Genomic DNA, 25,890 nt, shown 5'->3' on the forward strand with positions numbered 1-25,890 from the left:
CGACCCCACCACCTAACCCTGTTCCCCCAACGCCGCCCGCATCCGCTCCATCAACGCGAGCACCTCCGGCCGACTCTCTCCCTTCGCATGCACGAAGTGATACCGGAGCAGCGAATCGACCTCGTGGCGGCTCACCCGCACGAGCGCGCTGCGCTTCAGATACCCGTCCGCGAGCGGCGTCCGCGCCAGCGCCACGCCGAGCCCTGCTTCGGCCGCCGCCAGCACCAGGTTGTAATCCTCGAAGCGGCGATCCTGCGCACGCGGCTTGAACGGAATGCCCAGCGCGTCGAACCAGGTGCGCCATCCGGTCACGTCGGAATCATGCAGCAGCGGCATCTCGAGCAGCGCGGCGTCGCCGCGCCGGCGGCGCGCCTTTGCCAGTAGCGCGGCAAGCCGCGGATGCGCGACCGGATAAAGCCGCTCCGGCATGAACGCGCGGGTTTCGAGCTGACGCCAGTTGCCGCGCCCATACCGGATCGACAGATCCGCTTCGCCGCCGGCGATATCCACGTTGCGAAGCTCGATGCCGAGCTCGATGCGCAACGCGGGCGCCTCGCTCTCGAGCGCCTGCTGCCGCTCGAGCAGCCACAGCTGCGCGAATGCAGGCACCACGCTCATCCTGACCAGTCGCGGCGTACGCGGCGAGCGCCACTGGTCGGCCGCGCTGTCGATGATCGCGAACGCCTGTTCGATCCGGCCGACGAAGCGCTGCCCGTCCGGCGTCAGCCGCACGCCGCGTGCATGACGTTCGAACAGCGCCATGCCCAGCCAGTTTTCCACGGCGGCCACCCGCCGGCTGATCGCGCCGTGCGTCACGCCGGAGACATCGGCGGCTGCCAGGAACGAACCTTGACGCGCCACCGTGCAGACGGTCTCCAGGCTGGCAAGCGGCGGCCACGGGCCAGGCGCCGGCGCTGCGCCCGGCAGCGCAGCCGCAGCCGGACCGTCGGCTCGCCGCCGAACCGAGCTGTGAGCCATAGTCATATCCGGATGTTGATCTGTGCGCTAGCTTAACATCTCGCAAAATCGCACCATTGCCGCATGAATACCCTTTCCTCACCGTCGTCGCGCGGCGCGCGACAGCCGCTTGTCGCGGCAGGCGCGGTGGCGTTCACGATCGTGTCGTGGGCCTCCGCATTCCCGTTCATCCGGATCGGCCTGCACGGCCTGGCGCCCCTGCAACTCGCGGCGGCGCGCTTTGCCACCGCCGCGTTGCTCGTGATCGCGTGGCTTGCGTGGCGGCGGCCTCCGAGGCCCTCGAAGCGCGACGCGTTGCGCTTCCTGGCCTGCGGTTTCCTCGGCATCGCACTCTATAACGCGCTGCTCAATACCGGCGAGCAAACCGTGTCGGCCGGCGCGGCAAGTTTCATCGTGAACACGCTGCCGATTTTCACGGCGCTGCTTGCCGCCGTGTTTCTCGGCGAACGATTCAATCTCCGGGGATGGCTCGGTTCGCTGGTCAGCCTGGCCGGCATCGGCGTGATTGCGCATGGTCAGCCGGGCGGGTTCGTCCTCGGCTCGGGGAGCACGCTGATTCTCGCTGCGGCGCTGTGTTCGGCCAGCTATTTCGTATTGCAGCGGCGGCTGATTCCCGTGTACGGCGCGCTGCCCTGCGCCGCGTACACGCTGCTGGCCGGTGCCCTGCTGCTCACACCCTGGTCGCCCGGCGCGCTCGACTCGCTAGGCGGTGCGTCGCACGACACGACGCTGGCGGTATTGATCCTCGGCATATTTCCCGCGGCACTCGGTTACGCGACCTGGACCTTCGCACTCGGCTACTTCGGTGCGGCGCGCGCCGCCAACTTTCTCTATCTTACGCCAGCGGCGGCGACAACCCTGTCGATGATGCTGACGGGCGAGCGGCCCGGCATCGAGACGCTATGCGGCGGACTGCTGGCGATTGCAGGCGTGATCTTCGTCGCGTTGCGCGGACGGTCGTAGGATCGCGGTTGCATCGCATGGCATTACCTGCCCGACAGTCCGGAAGCGGCCGGTCCAGGCGAGCCCCGGCATGTGCAGAGCCGAATGCATTGTACGGGCTATCGACTTGCGCCAATTCGTCGATGCCGCCGGACTTGACCGTTAGTTGCATGCGAGAGATATCGCATTCGATGAATGCATTTCCAGGAACCCGGCTGCGCGCTTGCGAGTGCCCAAACTGTGCAGACAAATCGACCGAACAGTTCCCGACTGACCGCCCATCAGTGTCCATGGCTTCGCCCCCGCGACCGGCCGAATAATGGATGCGGCCGTAAGGCCATCGACAGCGAATCGCAGCCTGGCCCGCCACGGCGCACGATTTCCGGAATCCGCGAAATCCGGGCGCCGAACCGTGCCGTGTCCGCCCCGTCACGGGATTCGCTGCAGCGCGCAAAATCGGCTTCGGATATATTCATACGAATTGCATCGCGCCGGCCGATGGTCCGCCCGCTCGCTCGGGCGGCCCGTCGCACGGCCGGGTGCGATGCAACTGAAGCCCATGATGGGTATGGAGACTCGTCCGATCGCCCCGGCCCGCAGCCGGCCGGTCGAGACGTCAAAGAAAGACATTCAATTCGGAGATGGCAGATGGAACGAAGCATTGTCGGCATGCGCTGCAAACCCCTGATCACCGTTGCACTGGCCGCCGCTGCGTTCGCGGCAGCGTCGACCGCGATGGCCGACCAGGTCGTGAAGATCGGCAGCGTCGAACCGACGACGGGCGGCATCTCGCACCTCGGCAAGGACAACGAGAACGGCGCGCGCCTCGCGGTCGAGGAAATCAACGCGAAGGGGCTGACGATCGGCGGCAAGAAGGTCACGCTGCAGCTCGACGCGCAGGATGACGCGGCCGACCCGCGGCAGGCCACGCAGGTCGCGCAGAAGCTCGTCGACGACAAGGTCGTCGCCGTCATCGGCCACCTGAACTCGGGCACGTCGATCCCGGCGTCGAAGATCTACAGCGATGCCGGCATCGTGCAGATCTCGCCGTCGGCCACGAACCCGACCTACACGCAGCAAGGCTTCAAGACGACCTACCGCGTCGTCGCGACCGACGCGCAGCAAGGTCCGGCGCTCGCGAGCTACGCGCAGTCGAAGGGCGTGAAGAGCGTGGCGGTGATCGACGATTCGACCGCCTACGGCCAGGGTCTCGCGAACGAGTTCGAGAAGAAGGCCAAGGCGCTCGGCCTGAAGGTGCTGTCGCACGACGCGACCAACGACAAGGCGGTCGACTTCCGCGCGATTCTCACGAAAATCAAGGGCGAGAACCCCGACGCGATCATGTACGGCGGGATGGACGCCACCGGCGGCCCGCTCGCGAAGCAGGCGAAGCAGCTCGGCCTGCGCGCGAGGATCCTGTCCGGCGACGGCGTGTGCACCGACTCACTGGCCGAACTGGCCGGCCCGGCGGCCGACAACGTGCTGTGCTCGCAGGCCGGCGCGGCGCTGGAGAAGATGCCGGGCGGCGCGGCGTTCGTCGCGAAGTACGAGAAGCGCTTCAACCAGGGCATCAAGTTCGATGCGCCGTTCGCGTACGACGCGGTCTATATCGCGGTCGACGCGATGAAGCGCGCGAACTCGACGGACCCGGCGAAGATCCTCGCGGCGATGCCGGCGACGAAGTACGACGGCGTGATCGGCACGACGACGTTCGATTCGAAGGGCGACCTGACGCACGGGATCATCTCGATCTACGGCTACAAGGGCGGCAAGAAGTCCTTCCTCGACCAGGTCAAGATGTAACCCGCCGGCGCGCCGGCCCGACGGGAACGCCACCCGTCGGCGCCGGCGCCGCGCGGGCCGATTTCTGAATCACGGAGACGAAGCAACATGTGTGCAATGGCGTATACCGAATTTCAGCAGGAGTTGAGAAAAGCGCGACTGACGTCGCGCGAGTTCGCGCATCTGATCCGGATGAACGAAAGCTCGATCACGAACTATTCGAGCAGGGGCACGGTGCCCTCCCACCTCGCGGTCATCGCGAAGCTGATCGGCGCGCTGGCCGCGCACGAGATCGACTTCCGGCGCGTGATCCGGCAGATGCGGATCGAACCGAAACGGCCGCGCGGCGTCGGCGCGTTTCCTGCGGCCGACAAGCCGCGTGCGCGGAAGGCCGCGAAAACCGATTCCTGACCGCCCCTTTCGCATGCGTCGAGAGCGGCACACAGATTGCCGCTCCGCGCGCGATGTCGTCACACGGGCAGCGCAGCGCGCGCCGCCCGAACGTCAACCCGCCGCACGAACGTGATCGAGCAGCGCCTGCAACGGATGACGCAACTGCGTCGACGACATGCGCTTCACCTGGCTGCGGCACGAATACCCGGTCGCCAGCGCCTCTCCTTCGTCCTCCGGCGCATCGACGTGCGCGGCCCACGACTGCGAATAGATCGTCTTCGACGTCTGCAGGTTGCGCGCCTCGTGCCCATACGTGCCGGACATCCCGCAGCACCCGGTCGCCTGAACCTGCAAACGCAGCCCGCGCCGCGCGAACACCTGTGCCCATTGCTTGCCGCTGTCGGGCGCGTTGGTCTTCTCGGTACAGTGCGGCAGCAGCCGGTATGCACGAGACGCGCCGACCGCGCCGGCTTCCGGCAGCGCCTGCAACAGCCATTCCTGCGGCAGCGCAACCTTCGGCACATCGGTGAGCCCCGTCACCTTCAGGTATTCCTGTCGATACGTGAGCGTCATCGCCGGATCGAGGCCGACCAGCGCGACGCCCGACCGCGCCAGCGCCGCAAGCTGCGCGGCATTGCGGATCGCCGCCTTCTCGAACGCCCGCAGAAAGCCCTGCACGTGCAGCGCCTTGCCGTTCGGCGCGAGCGGCGCGAGCCACACCTGAAAACCCACGCGCGCCGCCAGTTCGATCAGCGTCGCCAGTTGCTCGGTATCGAAAAAGCGCGTGAACGTGTCCTGCACGATGACGACGCTGCGCGCGCGCTGCGCATCGCTCAGTGCCGCGAGCGCGTGCGGATCGGCCGGCTTCACGCGCCATTGCCGGATCACGGCCGCGAGATCGAAGCGGCTCAGCAGCGGGCTGTCGACCATGCCGACCTGCCGCTCCAGCAGCGTGCGCACCCATCCCGCACGCATCAGCCCGTTGTACAGCGCGGGCACCCGCGCCATCCACGGCATCGTGAATTCGAGCGAGCCGATCAGGTAGTCGCGCAGCGGCCGCTGATAACGACGGTGATACAGCTCGAGAAAACGCGAACGGAACTCGGGCACGTTGACCTTGACCGGGCACTGCCCCGCGCACGACTTGCAGGCAAGGCATCCGGCCATCGCGTCGTACACCTCGTGCGAGAAATCGGCCGCACCGCTGCTCGCGGCGCGGCTGTTGCGCCAGCGGGCGGCAACGCCGCGCAGGAACGGCTGCCGCGCGCGCGCCGCCGCGACGACGTCGACACCGGCCTGCCCTTGCAGGCGCAACCATTCGCGCATCAGCGACGCGCGCCCCTTCGGCGAATGCACGCGTTCGCGCGTCGCCTTCCACGACGGGCACATCGCGTCGTCCGGATCGAAGTTGTAGCACGCGCCGTTGCCGTTGCAGTGCATCGCGGTGCCGTAGCTCTGCCACACGCGCTCGTCGATCTGCCGGTCGTGGTCGCCGCGCGTCGGCACTTCGTCGATCTTCAGCAGCCGCATCGTGTTCTCCGGCGGCGTCGCGATCTTGCCCGGATTGAACTGGTTGTGCGGATCGAACGCGGCCTTCAGTTGCTGCAGAGACGGATACAGCTCGCCGAAAAACGCCGGCGCATATTCGGAGCGCACGCCCTTGCCGTGCTCGCCCCACAAAAGGCCGCCATGACGCTGCGTGAGCTCGGCCACTGCATCCGACACGGGCCGCACCAGCGCGGCCTGCCGCGGGTCCTTCATGTCGAGCGCCGGGCGCACATGCAGCACGCCCGCGTCGACGTGGCCGAACATCCCGTACTGCAGCCCGTGGCCGTCGAGCAGCGCGCGGAATTCGGCGATGTACGCGGCGAGGTTCTCGGGCGGCACCGCGGTGTCCTCGACGAACGGCTGCGGACGCGCCTCGCCCTGCACGTTGCCGAGCAGGCCGACCGCGCGCTTGCGCATCGCGTATACGCGCTTCACCGCATCGTCGCCGGCCGCGAGCGTGTGGCCGAGGCGCTCCACGCTCGTATCGGTGCGCAGGTGGTCGACGAACGCGCGCACGCGCGCATCGACGTCGTCCGCGTCGTCGCCGCTGAATTCGATCAGGTTGATGCCGAGCGTCGGGCGCTGGTCGTCCTGCGGGAAATATTCGGCCACGCTGCTCCACACGAAGTCCTTCATCGCGAGCATCAGCACCTTCGAGTCGACCGTCTCGATCGAAAGCGGCTTGTGCTCGATCAGCGCGCGTGCATCGCGCAGCGCGTCCATGAAGCCCGCGTAGCGCACGTTGACCAGCACCGAATACTTGGGAATCGGCAACACGTTGAGCTTCGCCTCGACGACGAAGCCGAGCGAGCCTTCAGCGCCGCACAGCACGCTGTTCAGGTTGAAGCGGCCGTCTGGTTCGCGCAGGTGCGCGAGGTCATAGCCGGTCAGGCAGCGGTTGAGCTTCGGAAACTTCGCTTCGATCAGCGCCGCCTTGTCGTCGCTGATGCGCCGCGCGGTGCGGTAGACCTTGCCGACGCGATCCTGCCGCGCACAGCGCCGTTCCAGTTCGTCGTCCGCGAGCGCGCCGCTGTGCAGTTGCTCGCCGCCCATCAGCACGAAGTCCAGTTCGAGCACGTGATCGCGCGTCTTGCCGTACGTGCAGCTGCCCTGCCCGCTCGCGTCGGTGTTGATCATCCCGCCGACGGTCGCGCGGTTCGACGTCGACAGCTCCGGCGCGAAAAACAGCCCGTGCGGCTTCAGCGCCGCATTGAGCTGATCCTTGACGACGCCCGCCTGCACGCGCACCCAGCGCTGCTCGACGTCGATTTCCAGGATCCGGTTCATGTTGCGCGACAGGTCGACGACCACGCCGTCGGTCAGCGACTGTCCGTTGGTGCCCGTGCCGCCGCCGCGCGCGGCCACCGCGACATCGCGATGCGCGGGTTCCGCGAGCACCCTGGCCAGCAGCCGGATATCGTCGGCATGCGCGGGACAGATCACCGCTTGCGGCAGGCGCTGGTAGATCGAGTTGTCGGTGGCCAGGACCGTCCGGTTCGCATGATCCGCGCGGATTTCCCCGGCGAATCCGGCGGCCTGCAGCGCGGCGAGAAAGTCACGGTACGCGTTCGCGGGCGGGCTGGCGGGACGGGGCAACGGGGCAATCGACATGGGGTAAAGGCGCAAGGTGGGTGAACCGGTGTGCTCGCGTGCTCCGAAACATGAGTTTTGAGCAAGTTTCCAAGCAACCGGGAATTCCAGTATCTTTGGAATTCCCGCGAGAAACAAACGAATTCTCGCCCGACGAATATTGCATAAAACTCATGAATTACCGTCGCCTCACCCCGTCGATGTCGCTGCTGCTCGTGTTCGAGGCAGCCGCGCGGCACGAAAGCTACACGCGCGCGGCCGACGAGCTGTCGCTGAGCCAGAGCGCGATCAGCCGGCAGGTCCAGACGCTCGAGGATCAGCTCGGCGTGCCGCTGTTCCGGCGCGAGGGCCGCTCCGTGAAGCTGACTGAAGTCGGGCGCCGCTACTTCGTCGAGCTGAGCGGCGCACTGGGGCGCATCCGCGGCGCAACGCTGCAGGCGATGTCCCACCAGGCGGGCGCCGGCACGCTGCGGCTCGCGACCTTGCCGACGTTCGGCTCGAAATGGCTGCTGCCGCACCTGCACGACTTCTACGCCGCGCATCCAGGTGTGACCGTGCATCTTCATTCGCGGATCGGCGCGATCGATTTCCTCAACGACGACCTCGACGCGGCCATCACCGTCGGCGCGGACGACTGGCCCGGCCTGCACGCGCATCGGCTGTACAACGAGTTCCTGATCGCGATCGCGAGCCCCGACGCGGGCAGCCGCCGCAAGGCCGCAGCACGCACGCCGGCCTGGGCCGCGCAGCAGACGCTGCTGGGCGTGACGAGCAACCAGCAGGCGTGGGCCGAGTGGTTCTCGCACTATCGGCTCGACCATCGCCAGATGCGAATCGGCCCGAGCTTCGAGCTGACGTCGCACCTGATCCAGGCCGTCCGTGCCGGAATGGGAATCGGGCTGGTGCCGAAGGTGTTGGTGGAAGACGAGTTGAGCCGCAACGAGCTCGTGTCGATCGGCGACGCGATTACCAGCCAGCGCAGCTATTATCTCGTCTACCCGCCGGGGAACGAGACGCTGCCGTCGCTCGTCGCGTTCCGCGAATGGTTGCTGAAGTCGTGCTGAAGCGCCGCCGGCAACGTGCCGGTCACGCGCGCCATTCGTCGAGAATCTGCTCGGCGAGGTAGTCGCACGGCGCACGCGCGGACTGCGCGCTGCGCGCGAGTACGACCTCGAGTTCGCCCAGCGGCGGCAGCCCGTGGTTCTCCGTAAGCTGGACGAGGTGTTCCGGAATGCAGCAGCGCGCCAGCGGCGCGACAGCGAGCCCGGCCTCGACCATGCTCAGCAGTCCGAGGTAGCTCGGGCTTTCATATGACATGCGGAACGGGATGCGCTGCCGGTTCAGCGCCTTGATCGCGTGATCGCGCGCCATGCTGCCGCCGTGCGTGAAAAACGCCACCGGCAGCGGCCGCTCTTCCCATACGTTCCGCTTCGGCGATCCGGTCCAGACGATCGGCTCCATCCGGATCAGCTCGCCGGTCACGCCCTTGATTCGCGTGAGACATGCGAGGTCGACCGTGTTGTCCTTCAGCATCGGCACGAGCGCACTGCTCGGCTGGCCGATCACGCGCACTTCCACGCGCGGATGCATCGCCGCGAATTTGCCGAGCACTTGCGGCAGCAGCGACGAAATGTAGTCGTCGGGCACGCCGATCGTCACGCGGCCGCGAATCTCCGGGCGCACGACCGACGCCCACGCCTCGTCGCGCATCGCCAGCATCCGGCGGCCGTATTCGGCGAGCGTCCTGCCGTCGTCGGTGGCCGTCACATTGCGCGTGTCGCGGATGAAGAGCGGCTTGCCGAGCGCGTCTTCCAGCGCCTTGATCTGCATGCTCACCGCCGACGGCGACCGATGCACGGCCTGCGCGCCCTGCGCGAACGATCCGGATTCCGCGACAGCCACCACCATCGCCAGCACATCGAGGTCGAGCTTTTTCATTTCATTCAGAAAATCTGATCAATCGATTCAGTTTATCCCGTTTTACTGTTCGCCTCCACGGTCGGACAATGAATCCCGTCAGCACTCGTTGCAGGAAGCGGAAACATGCATACGTCCGGATCGCTCTATGGATTTCTCGTCATCGGCGGCATGCTCGCGGTCACGCCGGGGCCGAACATGGTCTACGTGATGTCGCGCTCGATCACGCAAGGGCGCGCGGCCGGGCTCATTTCGCTGGCCGGCGTGATGATCGGCTACCTGTTCTACATGTTCGGCGCGGCGTTCGGCATCACGACGCTGTTCATGAGCGTGCCCTATGCGGGCAGCGTGCTGGGTGCGGTCGGTGCGGCCTACCTGCTGTACCTCGCATGGCAGGCGGTCAGGCCCGGCGGGCGTTCGCCGTTCGAGGTGCGGGCATTGCCGAACGAACAGCCGCTGCGGCTGCTGGCGATGGGCGCGACGACCAGCGTGCTGAATCCGAAGCTCGCGATGCTGTTCGTGTCGCTGCTGCCGCAGTTCATCGACTACCGGCAAGGAAGCGTGTTCGGCCAGTCGCTGTTTCTCGGTTCGCTGCTGATCGCCGCGTTTGCGTCGGCAAACGGGCTGGTGGCGATCTGCTCGAGCGGCATCGCGAAGTTCCTGCACGGGCGCCCGGCGCTGCTGCTCGTGCAGCGCTGGGCGATGGGCCTCATCCTCGGCGGCCTCGGCGTGCAGATGGTTGTCGATGCATCGAAGATGGCGGGCGTGGCGTGAGTGTCGCGCCGGCGCGGCGCGGGCTCACGCAATCGCGAGCCGCGCGCCGGCCGGCATCCGTCACGCGGCGACTGCCTGCCGCTGCGCCTCGAGTTCGCGCACGAGCGGCAGCACGCGCTGGCCGAAGTACTCGACTTCCTCGATGAAATGCAGGAACCCGGCAAGCACGAGATCGACGCCGATCGCCTTCAGCGCGACGATCCGCTCGGCAATCTGCTGCGGCGTGCCGATCAGGTTCGTGCGGAAGCCGTCGTTGTACTGCACGAGATCCTCGAACGTGGATTTCGCCCAGTTGCCTTCGCCTTCCGGCGACGCCTTGCCGGCCTCTTTCACCGCATCGCCGAACGCATGCACGGCCTCGACGTGCGCGTGCCGGACGATGTCGTCGAGCACGGCCCGCGCCTCTTCCTCGGTGTCCCGCGCGATCACGAACGCGTTGACGCCGATGCGCACGCGGTGGTTGTTCGCGGCCGCCTTCACGCGGATATCGTCGATCTGCGCCTTCAGGTTCTCCGGCGTATTGCCGTTCGTGAAATACCAGTCGGACACGCTCGCCGCGTTGTCGCGCGCCGCGCGCGAGCTGCCGCCCTGGAAGATTTCCGGATGCGGTTTCTGCACGGGTTTCGGGCTCAGCGTGTAGTCGTTGAAGCGGTAGAAATCGCCCTTGAACGTGAAGTTGTCCTGCGTCCAGATGCCCTTCAGCGCCTGGATGAATTCCTTCGAGCGCCGATAGCGTTCGTCGTGCTCGAGCCACGGTTCGCCGATCGCGGTGAATTCGCCCTTGAACCAGCCGCTCACGACGTTGATCGCGATGCGTCCATTCGAGATGTGATCGATCGTCGCGAGCTGCTTCGCGACCACCGCCGGATGCCACGGCCCCGGGAGGATCGCAGCGAGCACCTTGAGCTTCGTCGTCGCATGCAGCAGCGCCTGGCTGAACGACACCGATTCGTGCTGGTATTCGGCGCCGTAGCCGGCCGTGAAGCGAATCTGGCTCAGCGCGTAGTCGAAGCCGGCCGCTTCGGCCGTGCGTGCGAGCTGCTGGTTGTATTCGAGGCTCCAGTCAGTGCGCTGCTCGATCGTGCTGACGACGAGGCCGCCGCTGACGTTCGGCACCCAGTACGCGAATTTGACGCCGTCGGCGGAAGGGTCGGTAAGGCTCATGAAGGTGTCCTGGTCGAAGGGAAAACGGAAGCGGCTTACGCGGCCGCGGCGGAAAGCGCATGCGGGCGCAGTTGCGGCACCGCGCGATCGACGGCGAGCGCGATGCGCGCGCGCAGCGCCGGGTTCGCGATTTCGTATCGGTCGAAATCGCTTTCGGATGCGTACACGCCGATCGGCAGCGTGCGCGCCTGGAAGAAACTGAACAGCGGCCGCAATTGGTGGTCGATCACGAGCGCATGGCGCTCGCTGCCGCCGGTGGCGGCGAGCAGCACGGGCACATCGACGAGCGCGTCGTGACGCACGAGGTCGAACAGATGCTTGAAGAGGCCCGTGTATGACGCGCGATACACGGGGCTCGCGACGACGAGCGCATCGGCCGTCTCGATCGCGCGGATCAGCGCTTCGAGGTCGGCCGGCACCTGCGCGCGCGTCAGTGCACCGGCCAGCCGGCCGCCGATCTCGCCGAGTTCGATCAGCCGCGTATCGATCGGCAGCGCGGCGCCGAGCGCCGCGACGATCGCGTCGGTCAGCGCCAGCGTGCGCGACGGCCGCTGCAGGCCGCCCGATATCGCAACCACATTGATCGCATTGCTCATCGGTTGCATTCCCATTGTCGAGTCGGGCGCCAATGCACCCGTCACATCATGGTCCCGCAAGGAGCGTGCCAACGCGGAGATCGCCATGAAAAACGATCGTCTGCATGACGAAATGCGTCGCAATCGACGGCCTGTCGCGGCGTATTCACCGATCGCCGCATGTCGATAAGCGTGCCAGCCGGCGCATCACAACCATATTCCGCAGCGAGATGAATCACGGGAAACAGCTGTGCTGATTCGCTGCTTCCTGATCAGCAGCACGATGTATGTCTTGGGCATCTTTCCGTTTCCGCTTGGAATCCGGAACGCACGCGGCACCCGTTCGCAGCGATCGCGTGTCGCCGCAACGCGGCACATCGCTGCGGCAGTGTCGAAACCGATGCTTCATCAACGTCCGCACGCCGCATTTCGCTTAACCGGGCGACATCGCGTTACGCAACTGCGTCCAGCGCAGCAATCCGGCATTGGTTATCAGAAATCGATGTTTCCCGCGTTGCGCAAAACGTTGAACACTCTGCTGATCACGCAGCACCCGGTCAGCAACGATCATCGCGAACCTGACCGATCCGTGCAGCGACCCGATGCCTACACAGCCATGACATCCCATTCCGTATCGCCTCGCGCAGCCGACCTGCGCGTCGTCACGCCGTCCCGCGACGAGCCGGGCCCGTCTGATGCCCGGCAAACAGCCGAACGCCTCGCGCCCGTCCTCACGCTGCCCGACCGGCCTGCGCTCGCGACGTCGATCCGCGCCCGCGCGCAAGTGTTCGTCGATCCGCGTTCGGTCGCGCTGCTCGAACGGATTCGCCTCGTCGCACCGAGCGACGCGAACGTGCTGATCGTCGGCGAGACGGGCACCGGCAAGGAACTGATCGCGCGCCACGTGCACAGCGTCAGCGGCCGCAACACCGGGCCGTTCGTCGCCGTGAACTGCGGCGCGTTCTCCGAAACGCTGGTCGAGAGCGAACTGTTCGGCCACGAGAAAGGGGCGTTTACGGGCGCGTTCAGCGCGAAACCGGGCTGGTTCGAAGCCGCGAACGGCGGCACGCTGTTTCTCGACGAGATCGGCGACCTGCCGCTGTCGATGCAGGTCAAGCTGCTGCGCGTGCTGCAGGAGCGCGAGGTCGTGCGGCTCGGTTCGCGCACGAGCATGCCGATCGACGTGCGCGTGGTCGCCGCGACCAACGTCGACCTGCAGCAGGCGGTCGCGACCGGGCATTTTCGCGGCGACCTGTTCTACCGGCTCAACGTCGTGCAGCTCGCGGTGCCGACACTGCGCGAGCGGCCGGGCGACATCCTGCCGCTCGCGCGCCACTTCTTCGACGACTACCGCAGCCGCCTCGGCTACGGGCCGCGCAGCATCGATCCGCGCGCCGAGCGCAGGCTCGAGGCGCACGGCTGGCCCGGCAATATCCGCGAACTGGAGAACGTGATCCATCATGCGCTGCTCGTAAGCCGCCACGATTCGCTGCAGGACACCGACCTGCACATTGCATCGCCGTGCATGCCGGCGGCCGCCGCGCGCGCGCCGGATGCGTCCGCCGCCGCGCAGGACGCGCTCGAACGCGCGCTGCGCGACCTGTTCGACGACGGGCACGGCAACCTGTTCGAACGCATCGAGGACACCGTGATGCGCGTCGCGTTCGAGTTCAGCCACCGCAATCAGATCCAGGCGGCGCGGCTGCTCGGCATCAGCCGCAACGTGCTGCGCGCGCGGCTGATCCGCGCGAAGGAAATCGCGGCGGCGAAGTAGCAACATCCCCTGGGCGGACCATCGCTCGCCCCGGCACGGCACGATCGCGCCCGCGATCCGTGCAGCGACGTCCCGACCTGATGTATCGTGGCGCGAAGCGCGCGCCCGTCGCCGCATCCGGGCGGCGATGCCGACCCTGCCTGCGACAGGGCGCCCGCACGATCATCCGCAACACGAAAGCCGTCCGGCGCCCACGCGTGCCCGACCGAGCCCCGTTCACCCGTCAGGAACCGTCGCCATGAAGAAGCTTGTGAACCGCCCGTCCGATGTCGTGCGAGAAATGCTGGAAGGCATCGCGCGGCAGTCGCCGCATCTCGCGATCCTCGGCGACGAGCTCGTGCTCGTCCGCCAGCCGCTGCCCGAGCCGTCGCAGCGGCCCGTCGCGATCCTCTCCGGCGGCGGCAGCGGCCACGAGCCCGCGCATGGCGGCTACGTCGGCGAAGGGATGCTGAGCGCGGCCGTGTGCGGCGAAGTGTTCACGTCGCCGTCCACCGACGCCGTGCTTGCCGCGATCCGCGCGAGCGCCGGCCCGAACGGCGCGCTGCTGATCGTGAAGAACTACACGGGCGACCGGCTCAATTTCGGGCTCGCCGCCGAGCTCGCGCGGGCGGAAGGCATTCCGGCCGAGACCGTCATCGTCGCCGACGACGTGTCGCTGCGCGGCCGTGTCGAGCGCGGCCAGCGGCGCGGGATCGCCGGCACCGTGCTGATCCACAAGCTCGCCGGCGCGGCCGCCGCGCGCGGGCTGCCGCTGGCCCGCGTCGCGGGAATCGCGCGTGACGCGGCGGCCGAGCTCGGCACGATGGGCGTCGCGTTCGACGGCTGCACGATCCCGGGCGCCGACAAGTCGGGCTTCAGCCTCGCCGACCACGAAATCGAGCTCGGCCTCGGCATCCACGGCGAGAAAGGCGTCGAACGCCGCGCGCCGCTGCCCGCCGACACGCTGGTCGACACGCTGCTGTCGAGCATCGTCGCCGATCTCGTGCTCGACAGCGGCGAGCGCGTCGCGCTGTTCGTCAACGGTCTCGGCGCGACGCCGGACATGGAACTCGCGATCGTGCTGCGCGCCGCGTACGACAACCTGAGCCGGCGCGGCATTGTCGTCGCGCGCGCGTGGGCCGGCACGTTCCTGTCGGCGCTGAACATGCCCGGCTGCTCGATCTCGGTGCTGCGGCTGAACGAAGAACGCGCGGCGCTGCTCGACGCGCCGACGCAGGCGCGTGCATGGCCGGGCGGCGGCACCGTGAACACGCACATCCGCGTGGCCGCGGCCGACTCGCACGACGCGCCGCTGCCGCCGCTCGACGCGGCCGGCCGCGCGTGGGCCGCGCGCCTGCAGCCGGCGCTGCACGCGGTCGCGCAGACGCTGATCGATCATGAGCAGACGCTGACCGACCTCGATGCGGCAGCCGGCGACGGCGATCTCGGCGCGAGCATGCTGCGCGCCGCGCGCGCGATTCTCGAACTGCCGGAAACCGCGTACGGTACGCCGGCCGGCACGCTCGCGGCGCTCGGCGCCGCGTTGCGCCGTGCCATTGCAGGCAGTTCGGGGCCGTTCTATGCAACCGCGCTGCTGCGCGCGTCGCGCCGGCTGGCGGATATCGCGGAGCCGTCGGCGCGCGATTGGGCCGCGGCATTCCGAAACGCAGTGGATTCGATCAGCGAACTCGGCGGCGCACACGCCGGCGACCGGACGATGCTCGATGCGCTGGTGCCGGCTGCCGATGCGTTCGACCGTGCGCTCGACGGCGATCGCGATCCCGCGAGCGCATGGGCGGCAGCGGTCGAGGCCGCCGAACACGGCGCGCAGCAAACGGCACGCATGACGCCGCGCGCGGGGCGTGCAAGCTATCTCGGCGAGCGAGCGGTCGGCACGCCGGATGGAGGCGCCGTTGCGGTGTCGTACTGGGTGCGCGCTCTGCAGCCGCACGTGCGATAAGCGGTGGTTCGCGCGACGCGGGTCGGCCGCGCCGCCCGCATCAACCTGTCGCGCGCGCCTTCGTCCGCCCGGGCAACAGCGCGGCGCCGACCAGCGCCGCGCCGAAACTCGCGAGCCAGCACCAATAGCCGATCGCATCGAGATGAACCGGCTCGACCCCGCCGCCTTCGTTGACGACGATCCGATGCTGCGACAGGAAGCTCGATCCGAGCAGCAGCGCAAGCACGGCCAGCACGACCGCCTGCGCGCGCAGGCGCTTCGTCGTCAGCAACCAGGCCGCGAACACGAGCGGGTTCGCGAGCCACGTGTAGATGCCAAAGAACACGCCCATCCAGCCCGTCAGCAGCACCTGCCAGCCGTCGGCCCACGGATGCGGGTCCGGCGCGCCCGTACGGAACGGTGCGGTGACCATCGCGACGAGATAGAACAGCACGCTGATCGCCAGCAGCGACGTGGCAGCGCGGCCCATCGGCGGGCGGACGGATTCAGCGGACGACGTCGTCGTGTTCATGTTGCGTCAGGCGTCGCATCGCGTCGAAGCGAACGCCCGAAGCGTAGCGTTCAAACGCCCTCGACCAGCACCGCGCGATAACGCGCGCCCTTGAAGCGGTGCTGGACGACGGCCTGATATTCGGGGCCGTGGTACCACGCGTGCGCGGCTTCCTTCGACGGAAACTCGACGATCACGACGCCCTCCGGCCCTTCACCTTCCAGCGTTTCCTGCGGGCCGTAGGCGGCGAGCACCTTGACCGGATGACCGGCAAGCGTCGCGCCGACCTTGCTCCCGTAGACGTCGAGTTCGTGCTGGTCCTGCGTGCTTTCCCGAGTAAACACGATGTAGGTTGCCAAGATGCATACCCCTTGTGCGATGGGTGGAAGATCGGACGCAGGTCGCCGTTCCGCCGGCTGCATGCGCCGTCCCGGCCGTGGCCGCGTGCCGCGCGGCCGGTTGTGCGGATTATAGATGCTCGCCGGCGAATGGCGCGGGCCGCCTACCCGCGCAGGATGCGCCGCACCGTCTGCCCGTTGATCACGTAGCGGTCGCCAATGAAAGGAAACGCGACGCGTGCGCTATGCGAGCGCCGCGGTGGCCTGCATCGTCAACCAACCGTCGCGATCCTTTGCCCACAGCTCGATCGTCCGGCCGTCGTCCGACGGCCTGCCGCACAGCGTGAACGGCTGCCCGTCGAAGGTCGGGCGCACCGCGCGGAACGCGAAGCTCGCGAGTGTCGCGTCGGGCCGTTCGCGGTGCACGAGATCGACGAGCAGCGTCGCGATCAGCGGGCCATGCACGACGAGCCCCGGATAACCTTCGTCCTGCGTCACATAGCTGCGGTCGTAGTGGATGCGGTGACCGTTGAAGGTCAACGCCGAATAACGGAACAGCATCACGGCGTCGGCGGTGACGATGCGCGACCACGTTTCGCCCGCGGGCGCCGCGACCGGCTTCGGTGCGCTCGCGCCCGGCTGCGGCGCGTCGCGATAGACGATGTCGTGCTCTTCCTCGACGCACAGCTCGCCGTCGCACTCGATCCGATGCTGCACCGTCACGAACACGAGCCGGCCGCTGCGGCCCGTCTTGTCCTCGAGGTTCGCGATCGTCGATTCGCGCGTCGCGCGGCGCCCCGCGCGCAGCGGCGCATGGAACGTCAGGCGGCCGCCGGCCCACATGCGGCGCGGCAACGGCACCGGCGGCAGGAAGCCGCCGCGCCTCGGGTGGCCATCGGGGCCGACTTCCGCCATCGGCGCGACCGGCAGGAAGTAGAGCCAGTGCCACAGCGGCGGCACGACGTCGCCGGGCGACGCGCGGTCGAGCGTGGCGGCCAGTGCGTTCAACGGGAACGCGGTGATGTCGTCGCCGAGCGTTTCGGTCTTGCCGAGCCATGCGTCGATCGACGGCGCGGCGGCAGGCTGGGAGGATGAAGTCGACACGTGCGAAGTCTCCGATGCGATGGGAATGGCCCTACCAATATGCACGCCTCGCGCCGTTTCGCGAAGTCGGCTTTCCCGAACCCTCGCTCCGCATTTTCCTGACGCGCGGCCCTGCCCGACGGATCTCGTCCGACTATTCAATATAGTCGCCGCACCTGCCGCGCACGCCTCCCGGACACCAACCTTACAGCTTGACCATCGCCGACACGCCGCCTAAATTGCTTCAAACGGGCCGGCCGAACCACGCGCGACATGACACGCGGGTGACAAAAATACGATAGTTTGCTATCGAATGTTTTTGCCCCTATCATCTCGCCCATGACCAATCTGCACGACCTCCGCCTCGCCGTCAGCAGCCTGCTGGTGCTGTCCGCGCGCAAGTGGCGCCGCACCAGCGACGGCGTGCTGACCGCGTACAACGTGTCCGAAGCCTGCGCGACGCCGCTGTTGATCGCCGGCCGCCTCGGCGAAGGCGTACGGCAGGGCACGCTCGCCGAGATTGTCGGCATCGAGGGGCCGTCGCTCGTGCGCCTGCTCGACCAGCTGTGCGCGGCCGGCCTCGCGCGCCGCGACGAGGATCCGCATGACCGCCGCGCGAAAACGATCTCGCTGACGGCCGCCGGCCGCGCGGTCACCGCGAAGATGGAGGAAGACCTGCGCGTGCTGCGCGCACAGGTGCTCAAGGGCGTCACGCGCGCCGATCTCGAAACGACGCTGCGTGTACTGAACGCATTCAACGCGTCCGACGCGGCGCAGCCCGCGCCGCCCCCTGCCGACTCCGCGTCATGACCTATCCGAGCCTTCGCGACTGGCTGTTCTCGGGCAAGACGTTCGCCGCGTCGATGCTGGCGCTGTACCTCGGCCTGTATTTCCAGCTGCCGCGCCCGTACTGGGCGATGGCGAGCGTCTACATCGTGTCGAACCCGTTCGTCGGCGCGACGCGCTCGAAGGCGCTGTATCGCGCGCTCGGCACCGCGCTCGGCGCGGCCGCCGCGATCTTCTTCGTGCCGCCGTTCGTCGAAACGCCGATCCTGTTCAGCATCATCGTCGCGACGTGGTGCGGCACTCTGCTCTACCTCGCGATCTCCGACCGCACCGCGCGCAGCTACGTGTTCATGCTCGCCGGTTATACGATGCCGCTGATCGCGCTGCCGACCGTGACCGACCCGTCCACGGTATTCGACGTCGCGATCGCGCGCACCGAGGAAATCGTGCTCGGCATCGTGTGCGCGAGCGTGGTCGGCAGCGCCGTGTTCCCGAACCGGCTCGCGCCGACGCTGATCGAGCGCACCGACGCATGGTTCAAGGACGCCGCGTTCTACGGTCGCGAGACGTTGTCCGGGCATATCGCCGGCAAGGCGCTGTCCGCGTGCCGGCAGCGCCTCGCGATGACGATCACCGGCCTCGAATTCCTGCTGAGCCAGTTGGGTTACGACCATGCGCATCCGAGCATCCTCGCGCGGGCGCAGGCGCTCGCGGGCCGGATGCAGCTGTTCCTGCCGCTGATGTCGGCGCTCGCCGATCCGCTGATCGCGCTGATGCGCGACCTGCACGTACGCCCGCCCGCGCTCGACGCGCTGCTGGCCGACGCCGCGAAGTGGTTCGACGCGCCGCTGCCGGCCGTGAAATCCGGCACCGACGGCGACATGGCCCACGATCCGGTCGCGGATGATCTACGCGAGCGCATCGCCGCGCTGCAGCCCGCCGACAGCGCGCTGACGAGCTGGGACGGCGCGCTGCTGTCGAATGCGCTGTGGCGGCTGCGCCAGGTCATCGACATCTGGCAGGACTGCCGCTCGCTGCGCGCACTGATCGCGAACGAGTCGGGCGTCTGGCAGCCGCGCTACCGGCACTGGCGGCTCGGCGGCACCGAGCGCTTCTTCGATCGCGGGATGATGCTGTTCTCCACGCTGACCGTCGTGCTCGCGATCGTGTTCGCGTGCTGGCTGTGGATCTCGTCCGGCTGGCACGACGGCGCGGCCGCCGTCACGCTCGTGGCCGTGTCGTGCAGCTTCTTCGCCGCGCTCGACGAGCCCGCGCCGCTGGTGTTCAAGTTTTTCCTGTCGACGGCCGCGAGCGTCGTGTTCGCGGGCCTGTACCTGTTCGTCGTGCTGCCGCACGTGCACGACTTCGCGATGCTCGTGCTGATGTTCGCGGGCCCGTTCATCCTGATCGGCACGCTGCTGCCGCGCCCGCAGTTCAACATGGTGACGATGCTCGTCGCGGTGAATACGGCCACCTTCATCAGCATTCAGAGCGCCTACGAAGCCGACTTCTTCGTGTTCCTGAACAGCAATCTCGCCGGCGTTGCCGGGCTGTTGTTCGCGTACCTGTGGACACGCGCGACGCGGCCGTTCGGCGCGGAACTCGCGGTGCGGCGCCTGCTGCGCTCGGGCTGGGAAGACGTCGTGCGCTCCGCATCGACACAGCCGCTCGACGACCAGCGCAACCACGCATCGCGAATGCTCGATCGCGTCACGCAACTGCTGCCGCGTCTCGGCGCATCCGACGACCACCGCCACCCGTCGATCGAAAGCTTCCGCGACCTGCGCATCGCGCTGAACGCGCTCGACCTGCGCCGTTCGCGCCGCCGGCTGTCGGGCAACGTGCCCGACGCGATCGATCGCGTGCTCGCCGGCGTCACCGACCACTATGCGCGCTGCGCGGCCGCGAACGCGCGCCAGCCCGCGCCGCCGGCGCTGCTCGCGTCGATCGACGATGCGCTGCATCGCGTGGCCGGCCGCAACCTGCCGGGCACCGCGCCGGCCGACGGCGGCACGGCGCCCGCCACGCCCGCCACGCACCGCCGGCTGCGCGACACGCTGCACGCGCTCGTCGGCCTTCGCCTGTCGCTGTATCCGGCCGCGGCCGCGCAAGCGCCGCAGGCACCGGACGGAGCACGCGCATGATCCGGCTTTCCAACCTGTCTTTCCGAGCGCGACCATGATCGGCGAAATCGACATCTTCGGCGTATTCGTGCCGGCTCCGCTCGTGCTGATGCTGATCGCCTACCTGATCAACATCGTCGTGCGCGCGGTGCTCGAGCGCGTCGGCTTCTACCGCCTCGTCTGGCACCGTTCGATCTTCGACCTCGGCATCTACGTGTTCGTGTTTGCCGCCGTCGTGATCGTTTCCCACCATCTCGTGGCTACCTAACGTGAAAAAATCCTGGCTCTCGGCAGGGCAAATCCTGCTCACCCTGATCGTCGTCGTCGTGGCCGGCCTCGTGCTGTGGCGAATCATCAACTACTACATGTTCTCGCCGTGGACGCGCGACGGGCACGTGCGCGCCGACGTGATCCAGGTCGCGCCGGACGTGTCGGGCCTCATCACGTCGGTGCAGGTCGCCGACAACCAGGAGGTCAAACGCGGCCAGGTGCTGTTCGTGATCGACCAGGCCCGCTACACGCTCGCGGAGCGGCTCGCCGAAGCGACGCTCGCGCAGCGCAGCGCGACGCTCGCCCAGGCGAAGCGCGAATACGCGCGCAACCTGCAGCTCGGCAACCTCGTCGCAGGCGAACAGGTCGAGGAAAGCCGCACGCGCGTCGAACAGGGCGAGGCCGCCGTCGCCGATGCGCAGGTGTCGCTCGACACCGCGAAGCTGAACCTGCAGCGCACGTCGATCGTCAGTCCCGTAGACGGCTACCTGAACGACCGCGCGCCGCGCGTCGGCGAATACGTACCGGCCGGCCGCGCGGTGCTGTCGGTCGTCGACCGCAATTCGTTCCGCGTCGACGGCTACTTCGAGGAAACCAAGCTGCGCGGCATTCATATCGGCCAGCCGGTCGACATCGTCGTGATGGGCGAGCCGCATGCGCTGCGCGGGCACGTGCAGAGCATCGTCGCCGCGATCGAGGATCGCGACCGCACGCAGGGTGCGAACCTGCTGCCGAACGTGAACCCGGCATTCAGCTGGGTGCGGCTGGCGCAGCGCGTGCCGGTGCGCGTCTTGCTCGACGAGGTGCCCGACGACTTCCGGATGATCGCGGGCCGCACCGCGACGGTTTCGATGCGCGAAGCCGACACGCGCCGACGCGACAACGCGAAGCCGGCTGCCGCCGCGTCGGCGGCAACCGCCGGCGCGACGTCGGCAGTCACGCCGGTATCGACGGCTTCCGGTGCGGCCGCAAACTCGGCGGGGGCATCGCAATGAAACGGCACGGTCTGCGCCTCGCGACGGCGCTCGCGCCGCTCGCGCTCGCACTCGGCGCGTGCAAGTCCGTCGGCCCCGATTACAAGCTGCCGCAGCAGGCCTATGTGAATGCACCGCTCGCGAATCATGCGCTCGACGACGCGAACGGCACGCTCGTGTCGCGTGACGCCGTGCCCGGCAACTGGTGGCAGCTATACGACGACCCCGTGCTCGACGAGCTCGTGCGCGGCGCGCTGAAATCGAACACCGACCTGCGCGTCGCCGCGGCCAACCTCGCGCGCTCGCGCGCGGCGCTGGAAGTCGCGAACGAACAGGGCGGGTTCTCCGGCGGCGCGGAGGCGGCCGTGCAACGCGCACAGGAATCTGCTGAACAGTACCTGCTCGAGAACAAGCTGCCGGTCGTCAACGAAGGCGCGGTCGGCATCAACGTGTCGTACGAGATCGACCTGTTCGGCAAGCTGCGGCGCGGCGTCGAAGCCGCGCGCGCGGACAGCGAGGCCGTCAGGGCAGCCGGCGACCTGGCGCGCATCACGGTCGTCGCCGACGTCGTGCGCGCGTACGTCGAATCGTGCTCGGCCGGCGACGAGCTGGCGATCGCGAAGCAGTCGCTCGCACTGCAGAAGCAGCGCGTCGCGCTGTCGCAGCGGTTGCGCGATGCCGGGCGCGGCAACCAGACCGACGTGACGCGCGGCGTGACGCAGGTGCGCACGCTCGCCGCCGACATCCCGCGCTTCGAAGGCCGCCGCAAGGTCGCGCAATACCAGCTCGCCGCGCTGCTCGCGCGCTCGCCGGCCGACCTGCCGAAGGCCGTCGCCGAATGCGAACGCCTGCCGAAGCTGCGCCAGCCGATTCCGATCGGCGACGGCGCCGCGCTGCTGCGCCGCCGCCCCGACGTTCGCGAAGCCGAGCGGCAGCTCGCCGCCGCAACCGCGCGAATCGGCGTGGCGACCGCCGCGCTGTACCCGTCGATCAGCATCGGCGCATCGGCCGGCTCGGTCGGCCTCGCCGCCGACCTGTTTTCGTCCACGACCAATCGCTGGTCGTTCGGACCGCTGATCAGTTGGTCGTTCCCCGTCAACGGCCAGCGTGCGCGTGTGCGTGAAGCCGAGGCTGCGACGGGCGGCGCGCTCGCGCACTTCGACGGTGTCGTTCTGAATGCGCTGCGCGAAACGCAGTCGAGCCTCGCGACCTATGCCGCCGACGTGCAGCGCACCGATGCACTGCGCACGGCCTACGAATCGGCGCGCAAATCCGCCGACGAAACCCATCGTCTCTATGCGGCCGGCCGCGAGTCGTTCATCTCCGACCTCGACGCGACGCGCACGCTGACGAGCGTGCAGGCGCAGGTCGCGGCCGCTGAGGGACAAGTCGCGGCCGATCAGGTGCGGCTCTTTCTCGCGCTTGGTGGCGGGTGGGAACCCGATGGCGCAGCAACTGCACAGGATGCCCGCCCCGCCACCACGCGTGCCGCCGCGGCGCCCGCAGCCAGCGAATAAGCGCCGCAGCGCGATCACCTTACGATACGTAACGCGAACCTGGCGAAACACGCTGTGCCGGCGGGTTTTACTGATTCGCGCCATAGCATCCGGAGAACGACGGACGCCCGCGTTGACGGTAAACTGGCCGATGCACTTCCATTCATCTTCCGCTGCCGATCCGGCAGCGGCATCCATTCGGAGAGTCATCATGCGAACCAGCGCCCGCAACCATTTCGCCGGCCGGGTCAGCGCCGTCAAGCCCGGTGCCGTCAACGACGAAATCACGCTCCGCACGCAGGATGGCCTCGACATCGTCGCCGTGATCACCCACGGCAGCGCGGCTTCGCTGGGCCTCGCGGCCGGCTCTAAAGCGTTCGCGCTCGTCAAGGCATCGTCGGTCATCGTGATGGTCGACGTCGACAGCAGCAAGGTGTCGGCCCGCAACTGCGTCGCGGGCACCGTATCGTCGGTCGCGAAGGGCGCGGTCAATTCGGAAGTCGTGATCCAGGCCGCGAGCGGCGCCGAGATCGTCGCTATCGTCACCAACGACAGCGTCGATCGTCTCGGCCTCGCGAGCGGCACGGCCGCATCCGCGATCTTCAAGGCGTCGAGCGTGATCGTCGGCGTCGAGTGATCGCGTGACGAGCGCCGCGATCGCGATCCGGTTTGCGCCGCGCATTCGCGCGGGTCGTGTCAGCCTGCTGTCACGCGGGTGCGCACGATGACCGCCGCATTCGATCGCGCGGAACCGTCCTCGCATGAACGGGCGCGGCAGTCGCTGCTGCTCGCGGCGGCCAACGCCGACACTCCCGACGCACGCCTGTTCGGCGCCCTCGTTGCGGCGCGCGCGTGCCGCAACGAACTCGCGCTGCTCGGCCTGTCTCATGCGCAGTGGGTTGGCCTGCTTGCCCGCCGGTTTCCGAGCCTGCCTTCCGCCGATGCCGCCGCACTCGTGTCGACCGTTGCGATGGTGCTGCTGCCATCCGCCCACGCGACATTCGTCGCGACGCTGCGCGTGCGGTTGATGGACGACGCGAATCCCGCCGCCGCCCGCGACGACGCCGACTGCCTCGCGTCGATCATCGCGCATGCGTGCCTGCGCCCCGACCATCTGTGGCGCGACCTCGGGCTCGACGGACGCGACGCGGTATCCGCGATGCTCGATCGCTATTTCCCCGCGCTCGCCGCACGCAACGTCGCTCACCTGCGCTGGAAAAAATTCCTCGCACAGGAAGTGGCGGCATCGCTCGGCATGCCGCCAGGGCCCGCACCCGGATGCCCGGGCTGCGAAGATTTCGGCTTCTGCTTTCCTCACGCGGGATAGCCACCGCGGCGGCTGCGCTGCCCGCGCATTTCATCGCATCGCCAACCGGAGAAACCGCCTTGACCGACATTGCGAGCCCCAACCTGCCGTCGCACGATTTCGAAACCACGTCCCGCTTCTACGAAAAACTGGGGTTCATCGAAACCTGGCGCGACGACGGCTGGATGATCCTCAAACGCGGCGACCTGTTGCCGGAATTCTTTCCGCATCCCGAACTCGATCCGGCCACGAGCTGGTTCAGTTGCTGCTTCCGGCTCGCGGATGTCGGCGCATTCTTCGACGATGTGCTCGCCGCCGGCATTCCGGAGCAAGCGACCGGCTGGCCGCATGCGCACCGGCCGACACGCGAAGCGTGGGGCGGGACGGTCGGCGCGCTGATCGATCCGGACGGTTCGCTGATCCGGTTGATCCAGACGGAAGGCTAGGCTCGCCCCCTGTCGCTGCCGCGATCGAGCGGCGATGGAAATGCACGGGCGCGCGATGCGACGCACGCCCCATAAACGGTTACCTTGCGATCCGCATCGCGTGTGGCCCGGCCGTCCACCGTTCACGACGCAGTCAATGCCGATGCCGGTGATGAATGTCCGGGAAATGTGCGTGACTATGCGTGATCGGCAGATGCACATGCGGATGCGTGTGCGGTTCGTTGCCGTCGTACGGAAAGTCGTGCGTATGCTGGTGATGTTCGTCGTGTCGATGCCGGTGCGTGTGCTCGAGCCGCTCGTGCGCATGCGTATGTTCGTGCCGTTCGCGCACGTGCAGCCAGATGCCGAGCGCCATCAGCGCGGCGGCGATCCAGAACGTCGCGGGCGGCAGCGCGGGCCAGATCAGCAGCGACAGCACCACGCCGAACAGCGGCGCGATTGAAAAATACGCGCCCGTACGCGCGCTGCCGAGATGACGCAGCGCGACGACGAACAGCACGAGGCTGATCCCGTAGCCGCCGAGCCCCGTCAGCATCGCTGCGGCCGTAACCGGAACGGCAGGCAGCGTCGCGCCGGTCGCCAGCGCGATGCCGATATTCACGGGCCCGGCGATCAGCCCTTTCATACACGCGATGACCATCGCGTCGTTCGCGGCGACCTTGCGGGTCAGGTTGTTGTCGATCGCCCAGCACAGGCATGCGCCGACGATCAGCAGCGCGCCGACCGGCACGCCGGCACCACCCGGCGTCCACGACAGCAGCGTGCCGCCCGCGACGATCGCGACCATCCCGAGGAACACCTGCGTATCCACGTTTTCGCGAAACACGACCCATGCGATGACGGCCGTCAACACGCCTTCGAGATTGAGCAGCAGCGCGCTCGCCGCCGCCGGGGTGCTCGACAGCCCGAGCATCAGCAACGCCGGACCGGCCACGCCGCCGGCCGCGATCGCGCCAGCCAGCCACGGCAGGTCGGCGCGCTGCAGCGGCGCGGCTGCCGCGGCCGGTGCGCGAAGGTTGTGCAGCCGGCGCAGCAGAATCCCGATGCCGAGCCCGACGCCGCTGCCGAGATAGAACAGGCCCGCGACCATGAACGGCGACATTGCGCCGATCAGCGCCTTGGCGAGCGGAGTCGCGGCGCCGAACAGCGCGGCCGCGGTGAGCGCGATGAGAATCGCGGAATGTCTCGGGTTCATGATCCGG

24 protein-coding genes are annotated in these 25,890 nt (G+C 68.1%); 15 read left to right on the plus strand and 9 right to left on the minus strand.

The window, feature by feature from the left end; translation table 11 throughout:
• Nucleotides 1-12: 12 nt before the first annotated feature.
• Entirely contained in the window at nucleotides 13-984 is a 972-nt protein-coding gene (locus GD429_RS32450; protein WP_152863273.1) for a LysR substrate-binding domain-containing protein, read from the minus strand.
• 57 nt (nucleotides 985-1,041) lie between these two features.
• Between GD429_RS32450 and GD429_RS32455 the strand changes: the two genes are divergently transcribed.
• From GD429_RS32455 to GD429_RS32465, 3 genes are all read left to right on the plus strand, one after another.
• On the plus strand, nucleotides 1,042-1,941 hold the full coding sequence (locus tag GD429_RS32455; RefSeq protein WP_152863275.1) for a DMT family transporter: 900 nt from the start codon (nucleotides 1,042-1,044) through the stop codon (nucleotides 1,939-1,941).
• 627 nt (nucleotides 1,942-2,568) lie between these two features.
• Nucleotides 2,569-3,723, plus strand: coding sequence for a branched-chain amino acid ABC transporter substrate-binding protein (locus GD429_RS32460; protein ID WP_152863277.1), 1,155 nt, complete (start codon nucleotides 2,569-2,571; stop codon nucleotides 3,721-3,723).
• A gap of 87 nt (nucleotides 3,724-3,810) precedes the next feature.
• Complete coding sequence (locus GD429_RS32465; protein ID WP_152863279.1) at nucleotides 3,811-4,113, plus strand: XRE family transcriptional regulator; 303 nt, start codon at nucleotides 3,811-3,813, stop codon at nucleotides 4,111-4,113.
• Between the two features lie 93 nt (nucleotides 4,114-4,206).
• Here the strand turns inward: GD429_RS32465 and GD429_RS32470 are convergent, their stop codons facing one another.
• On the minus strand, nucleotides 4,207-7,254 hold the full coding sequence (locus GD429_RS32470) for an FAD-binding and (Fe-S)-binding domain-containing protein (RefSeq protein WP_152863281.1): 3,048 nt from the start codon (nucleotides 7,252-7,254) through the stop codon (nucleotides 4,207-4,209).
• Nucleotides 7,255-7,406: 152 nt separating this feature from the next.
• Between GD429_RS32470 and GD429_RS32475 the strand changes: the two genes are divergently transcribed.
• Entirely contained in the window at nucleotides 7,407-8,297 is an 891-nt protein-coding gene (locus GD429_RS32475; protein ID WP_152863283.1) for a LysR substrate-binding domain-containing protein, read from the plus strand.
• Between the two features lie 22 nt (nucleotides 8,298-8,319).
• Here GD429_RS32475 and GD429_RS32480 read toward each other — a convergent pair whose 3' ends face one another.
• On the minus strand, nucleotides 8,320-9,171 hold the full coding sequence (locus GD429_RS32480; RefSeq protein ID WP_152863285.1) for a LysR substrate-binding domain-containing protein: 852 nt from the start codon (nucleotides 9,169-9,171) through the stop codon (nucleotides 8,320-8,322).
• A 105-nt stretch (nucleotides 9,172-9,276) separates the two neighbouring features.
• Between GD429_RS32480 and GD429_RS32485 the strand changes: the two genes are divergently transcribed.
• Entirely contained in the window at nucleotides 9,277-9,924 is a 648-nt protein-coding gene (locus GD429_RS32485) for a LysE family translocator (RefSeq protein ID WP_152863288.1), read from the plus strand.
• A 60-nt stretch (nucleotides 9,925-9,984) separates the two neighbouring features.
• On the opposite strand, the gene sfnG is transcribed toward GD429_RS32485, so the two are convergent.
• Together sfnG and msuE are read right to left on the minus strand one after the other, a co-directional pair.
• A complete protein-coding gene (gene sfnG / locus GD429_RS32490; RefSeq protein ID WP_152863290.1) occupies nucleotides 9,985-11,088 on the minus strand; it encodes a dimethylsulfone monooxygenase SfnG in 1,104 nt (367 codons plus the stop codon).
• Between the two features lie 35 nt (nucleotides 11,089-11,123).
• The gene (gene msuE, locus GD429_RS32495) at nucleotides 11,124-11,684 is read right to left on the minus strand and encodes an FMN reductase (protein ID WP_034182537.1); all 561 of its coding nucleotides are present in this window, start codon (nucleotides 11,682-11,684) and stop codon (nucleotides 11,124-11,126) included.
• A gap of 595 nt (nucleotides 11,685-12,279) precedes the next feature.
• Between msuE and GD429_RS32500 the strand changes: the two genes are divergently transcribed.
• Together GD429_RS32500 and GD429_RS32505 are read left to right on the plus strand one after the other, a co-directional pair.
• Nucleotides 12,280-13,437 carry a sigma-54 interaction domain-containing protein gene (locus GD429_RS32500; protein WP_152863292.1) on the plus strand — a complete coding sequence of 386 codons (1,158 nt, stop codon included), beginning with the start codon at nucleotides 12,280-12,282 and terminating at the stop codon, nucleotides 13,435-13,437.
• Nucleotides 13,438-13,675: 238 nt separating this feature from the next.
• Nucleotides 13,676-15,376: a dihydroxyacetone kinase family protein gene (locus GD429_RS32505; RefSeq protein ID WP_152863294.1), complete on the plus strand. Its 1,701-nt coding sequence runs from the start codon at nucleotides 13,676-13,678 to the stop codon at nucleotides 15,374-15,376.
• A 40-nt stretch (nucleotides 15,377-15,416) separates the two neighbouring features.
• Here GD429_RS32505 and GD429_RS32510 read toward each other — a convergent pair whose 3' ends face one another.
• The 3 genes from GD429_RS32510 to GD429_RS32520 all read right to left on the minus strand — a co-directional run bounded on the left by GD429_RS32510 (nucleotide 15,417) and on the right by GD429_RS32520 (nucleotide 17,308).
• Nucleotides 15,417-15,887 (minus strand): hypothetical protein, encoded by a 471-nt coding sequence (locus GD429_RS32510; protein ID WP_152863296.1) that lies wholly within the window; start codon nucleotides 15,885-15,887, stop codon nucleotides 15,417-15,419.
• 50 nt (nucleotides 15,888-15,937) lie between these two features.
• Complete coding sequence (locus tag GD429_RS32515; protein WP_047904567.1) at nucleotides 15,938-16,225, minus strand: DUF1330 domain-containing protein; 288 nt, start codon at nucleotides 16,223-16,225, stop codon at nucleotides 15,938-15,940.
• 222 nt (nucleotides 16,226-16,447) lie between these two features.
• The gene (locus GD429_RS32520; protein WP_321575051.1) at nucleotides 16,448-17,308 is read right to left on the minus strand and encodes an FAS1-like dehydratase domain-containing protein; all 861 of its coding nucleotides are present in this window, start codon (nucleotides 17,306-17,308) and stop codon (nucleotides 16,448-16,450) included.
• Nucleotides 17,309-17,626: 318 nt separating this feature from the next.
• Here GD429_RS32520 and GD429_RS32525 point away from each other — a divergent pair, with 318 nt between their 5' ends.
• The 8 genes from GD429_RS32525 (at nucleotide 17,627) to GD429_RS32560 (ending at nucleotide 24,688) form a co-directional block, all read left to right on the plus strand.
• Entirely contained in the window at nucleotides 17,627-18,097 is a 471-nt protein-coding gene (locus GD429_RS32525; RefSeq protein ID WP_152863298.1) for a MarR family winged helix-turn-helix transcriptional regulator, read from the plus strand.
• On the plus strand, nucleotides 18,094-20,217 hold the full coding sequence (locus tag GD429_RS32530) for an FUSC family protein (protein WP_152863300.1): 2,124 nt from the start codon (nucleotides 18,094-18,096) through the stop codon (nucleotides 20,215-20,217). Before GD429_RS32525 ends, GD429_RS32530 begins: the two co-directional genes overlap by 4 nt.
• Before the next feature lie 34 nt (nucleotides 20,218-20,251).
• Nucleotides 20,252-20,464, plus strand: a complete 213-nt coding sequence (locus tag GD429_RS32535) for a DUF1656 domain-containing protein (protein ID WP_011350409.1) — start codon at nucleotides 20,252-20,254, stop codon at nucleotides 20,462-20,464.
• Nucleotide 20,465: 1 nt separating this feature from the next.
• Entirely contained in the window at nucleotides 20,466-21,461 is a 996-nt protein-coding gene (locus tag GD429_RS32540; protein ID WP_321575052.1) for an HlyD family secretion protein, read from the plus strand.
• Complete coding sequence (locus GD429_RS32545; protein WP_152863302.1) at nucleotides 21,458-22,957, plus strand: efflux transporter outer membrane subunit; 1,500 nt, start codon at nucleotides 21,458-21,460, stop codon at nucleotides 22,955-22,957. Before GD429_RS32540 ends, GD429_RS32545 begins: the two co-directional genes overlap by 4 nt.
• A 190-nt stretch (nucleotides 22,958-23,147) precedes the next feature.
• Nucleotides 23,148-23,573: a TOBE domain-containing protein gene (locus GD429_RS32550; RefSeq protein ID WP_152863304.1), complete on the plus strand. Its 426-nt coding sequence runs from the start codon at nucleotides 23,148-23,150 to the stop codon at nucleotides 23,571-23,573.
• Between the two features lie 87 nt (nucleotides 23,574-23,660).
• Entirely contained in the window at nucleotides 23,661-24,263 is a 603-nt protein-coding gene (locus GD429_RS32555) for a nitrogen fixation protein NifQ (protein ID WP_152863306.1), read from the plus strand.
• Between the two features lie 59 nt (nucleotides 24,264-24,322).
• On the plus strand, nucleotides 24,323-24,688 hold the full coding sequence (locus GD429_RS32560) for a bleomycin resistance protein (protein ID WP_152863308.1): 366 nt from the start codon (nucleotides 24,323-24,325) through the stop codon (nucleotides 24,686-24,688).
• A 133-nt stretch (nucleotides 24,689-24,821) separates the two neighbouring features.
• On the opposite strand, the gene GD429_RS32565 is transcribed toward GD429_RS32560, so the two are convergent.
• Nucleotides 24,822-25,883, minus strand: coding sequence for a DMT family transporter (locus GD429_RS32565; protein ID WP_152863310.1), 1,062 nt, complete (start codon nucleotides 25,881-25,883; stop codon nucleotides 24,822-24,824).
• Nucleotides 25,884-25,890 lie beyond the last annotated feature (7 nt).

The organism is Burkholderia sp. BE17, from assembly GCF_009362305.1.
Classification (GTDB): domain Bacteria; phylum Pseudomonadota; class Gammaproteobacteria; order Burkholderiales; family Burkholderiaceae; genus Burkholderia; species Burkholderia pyrrocinia_C.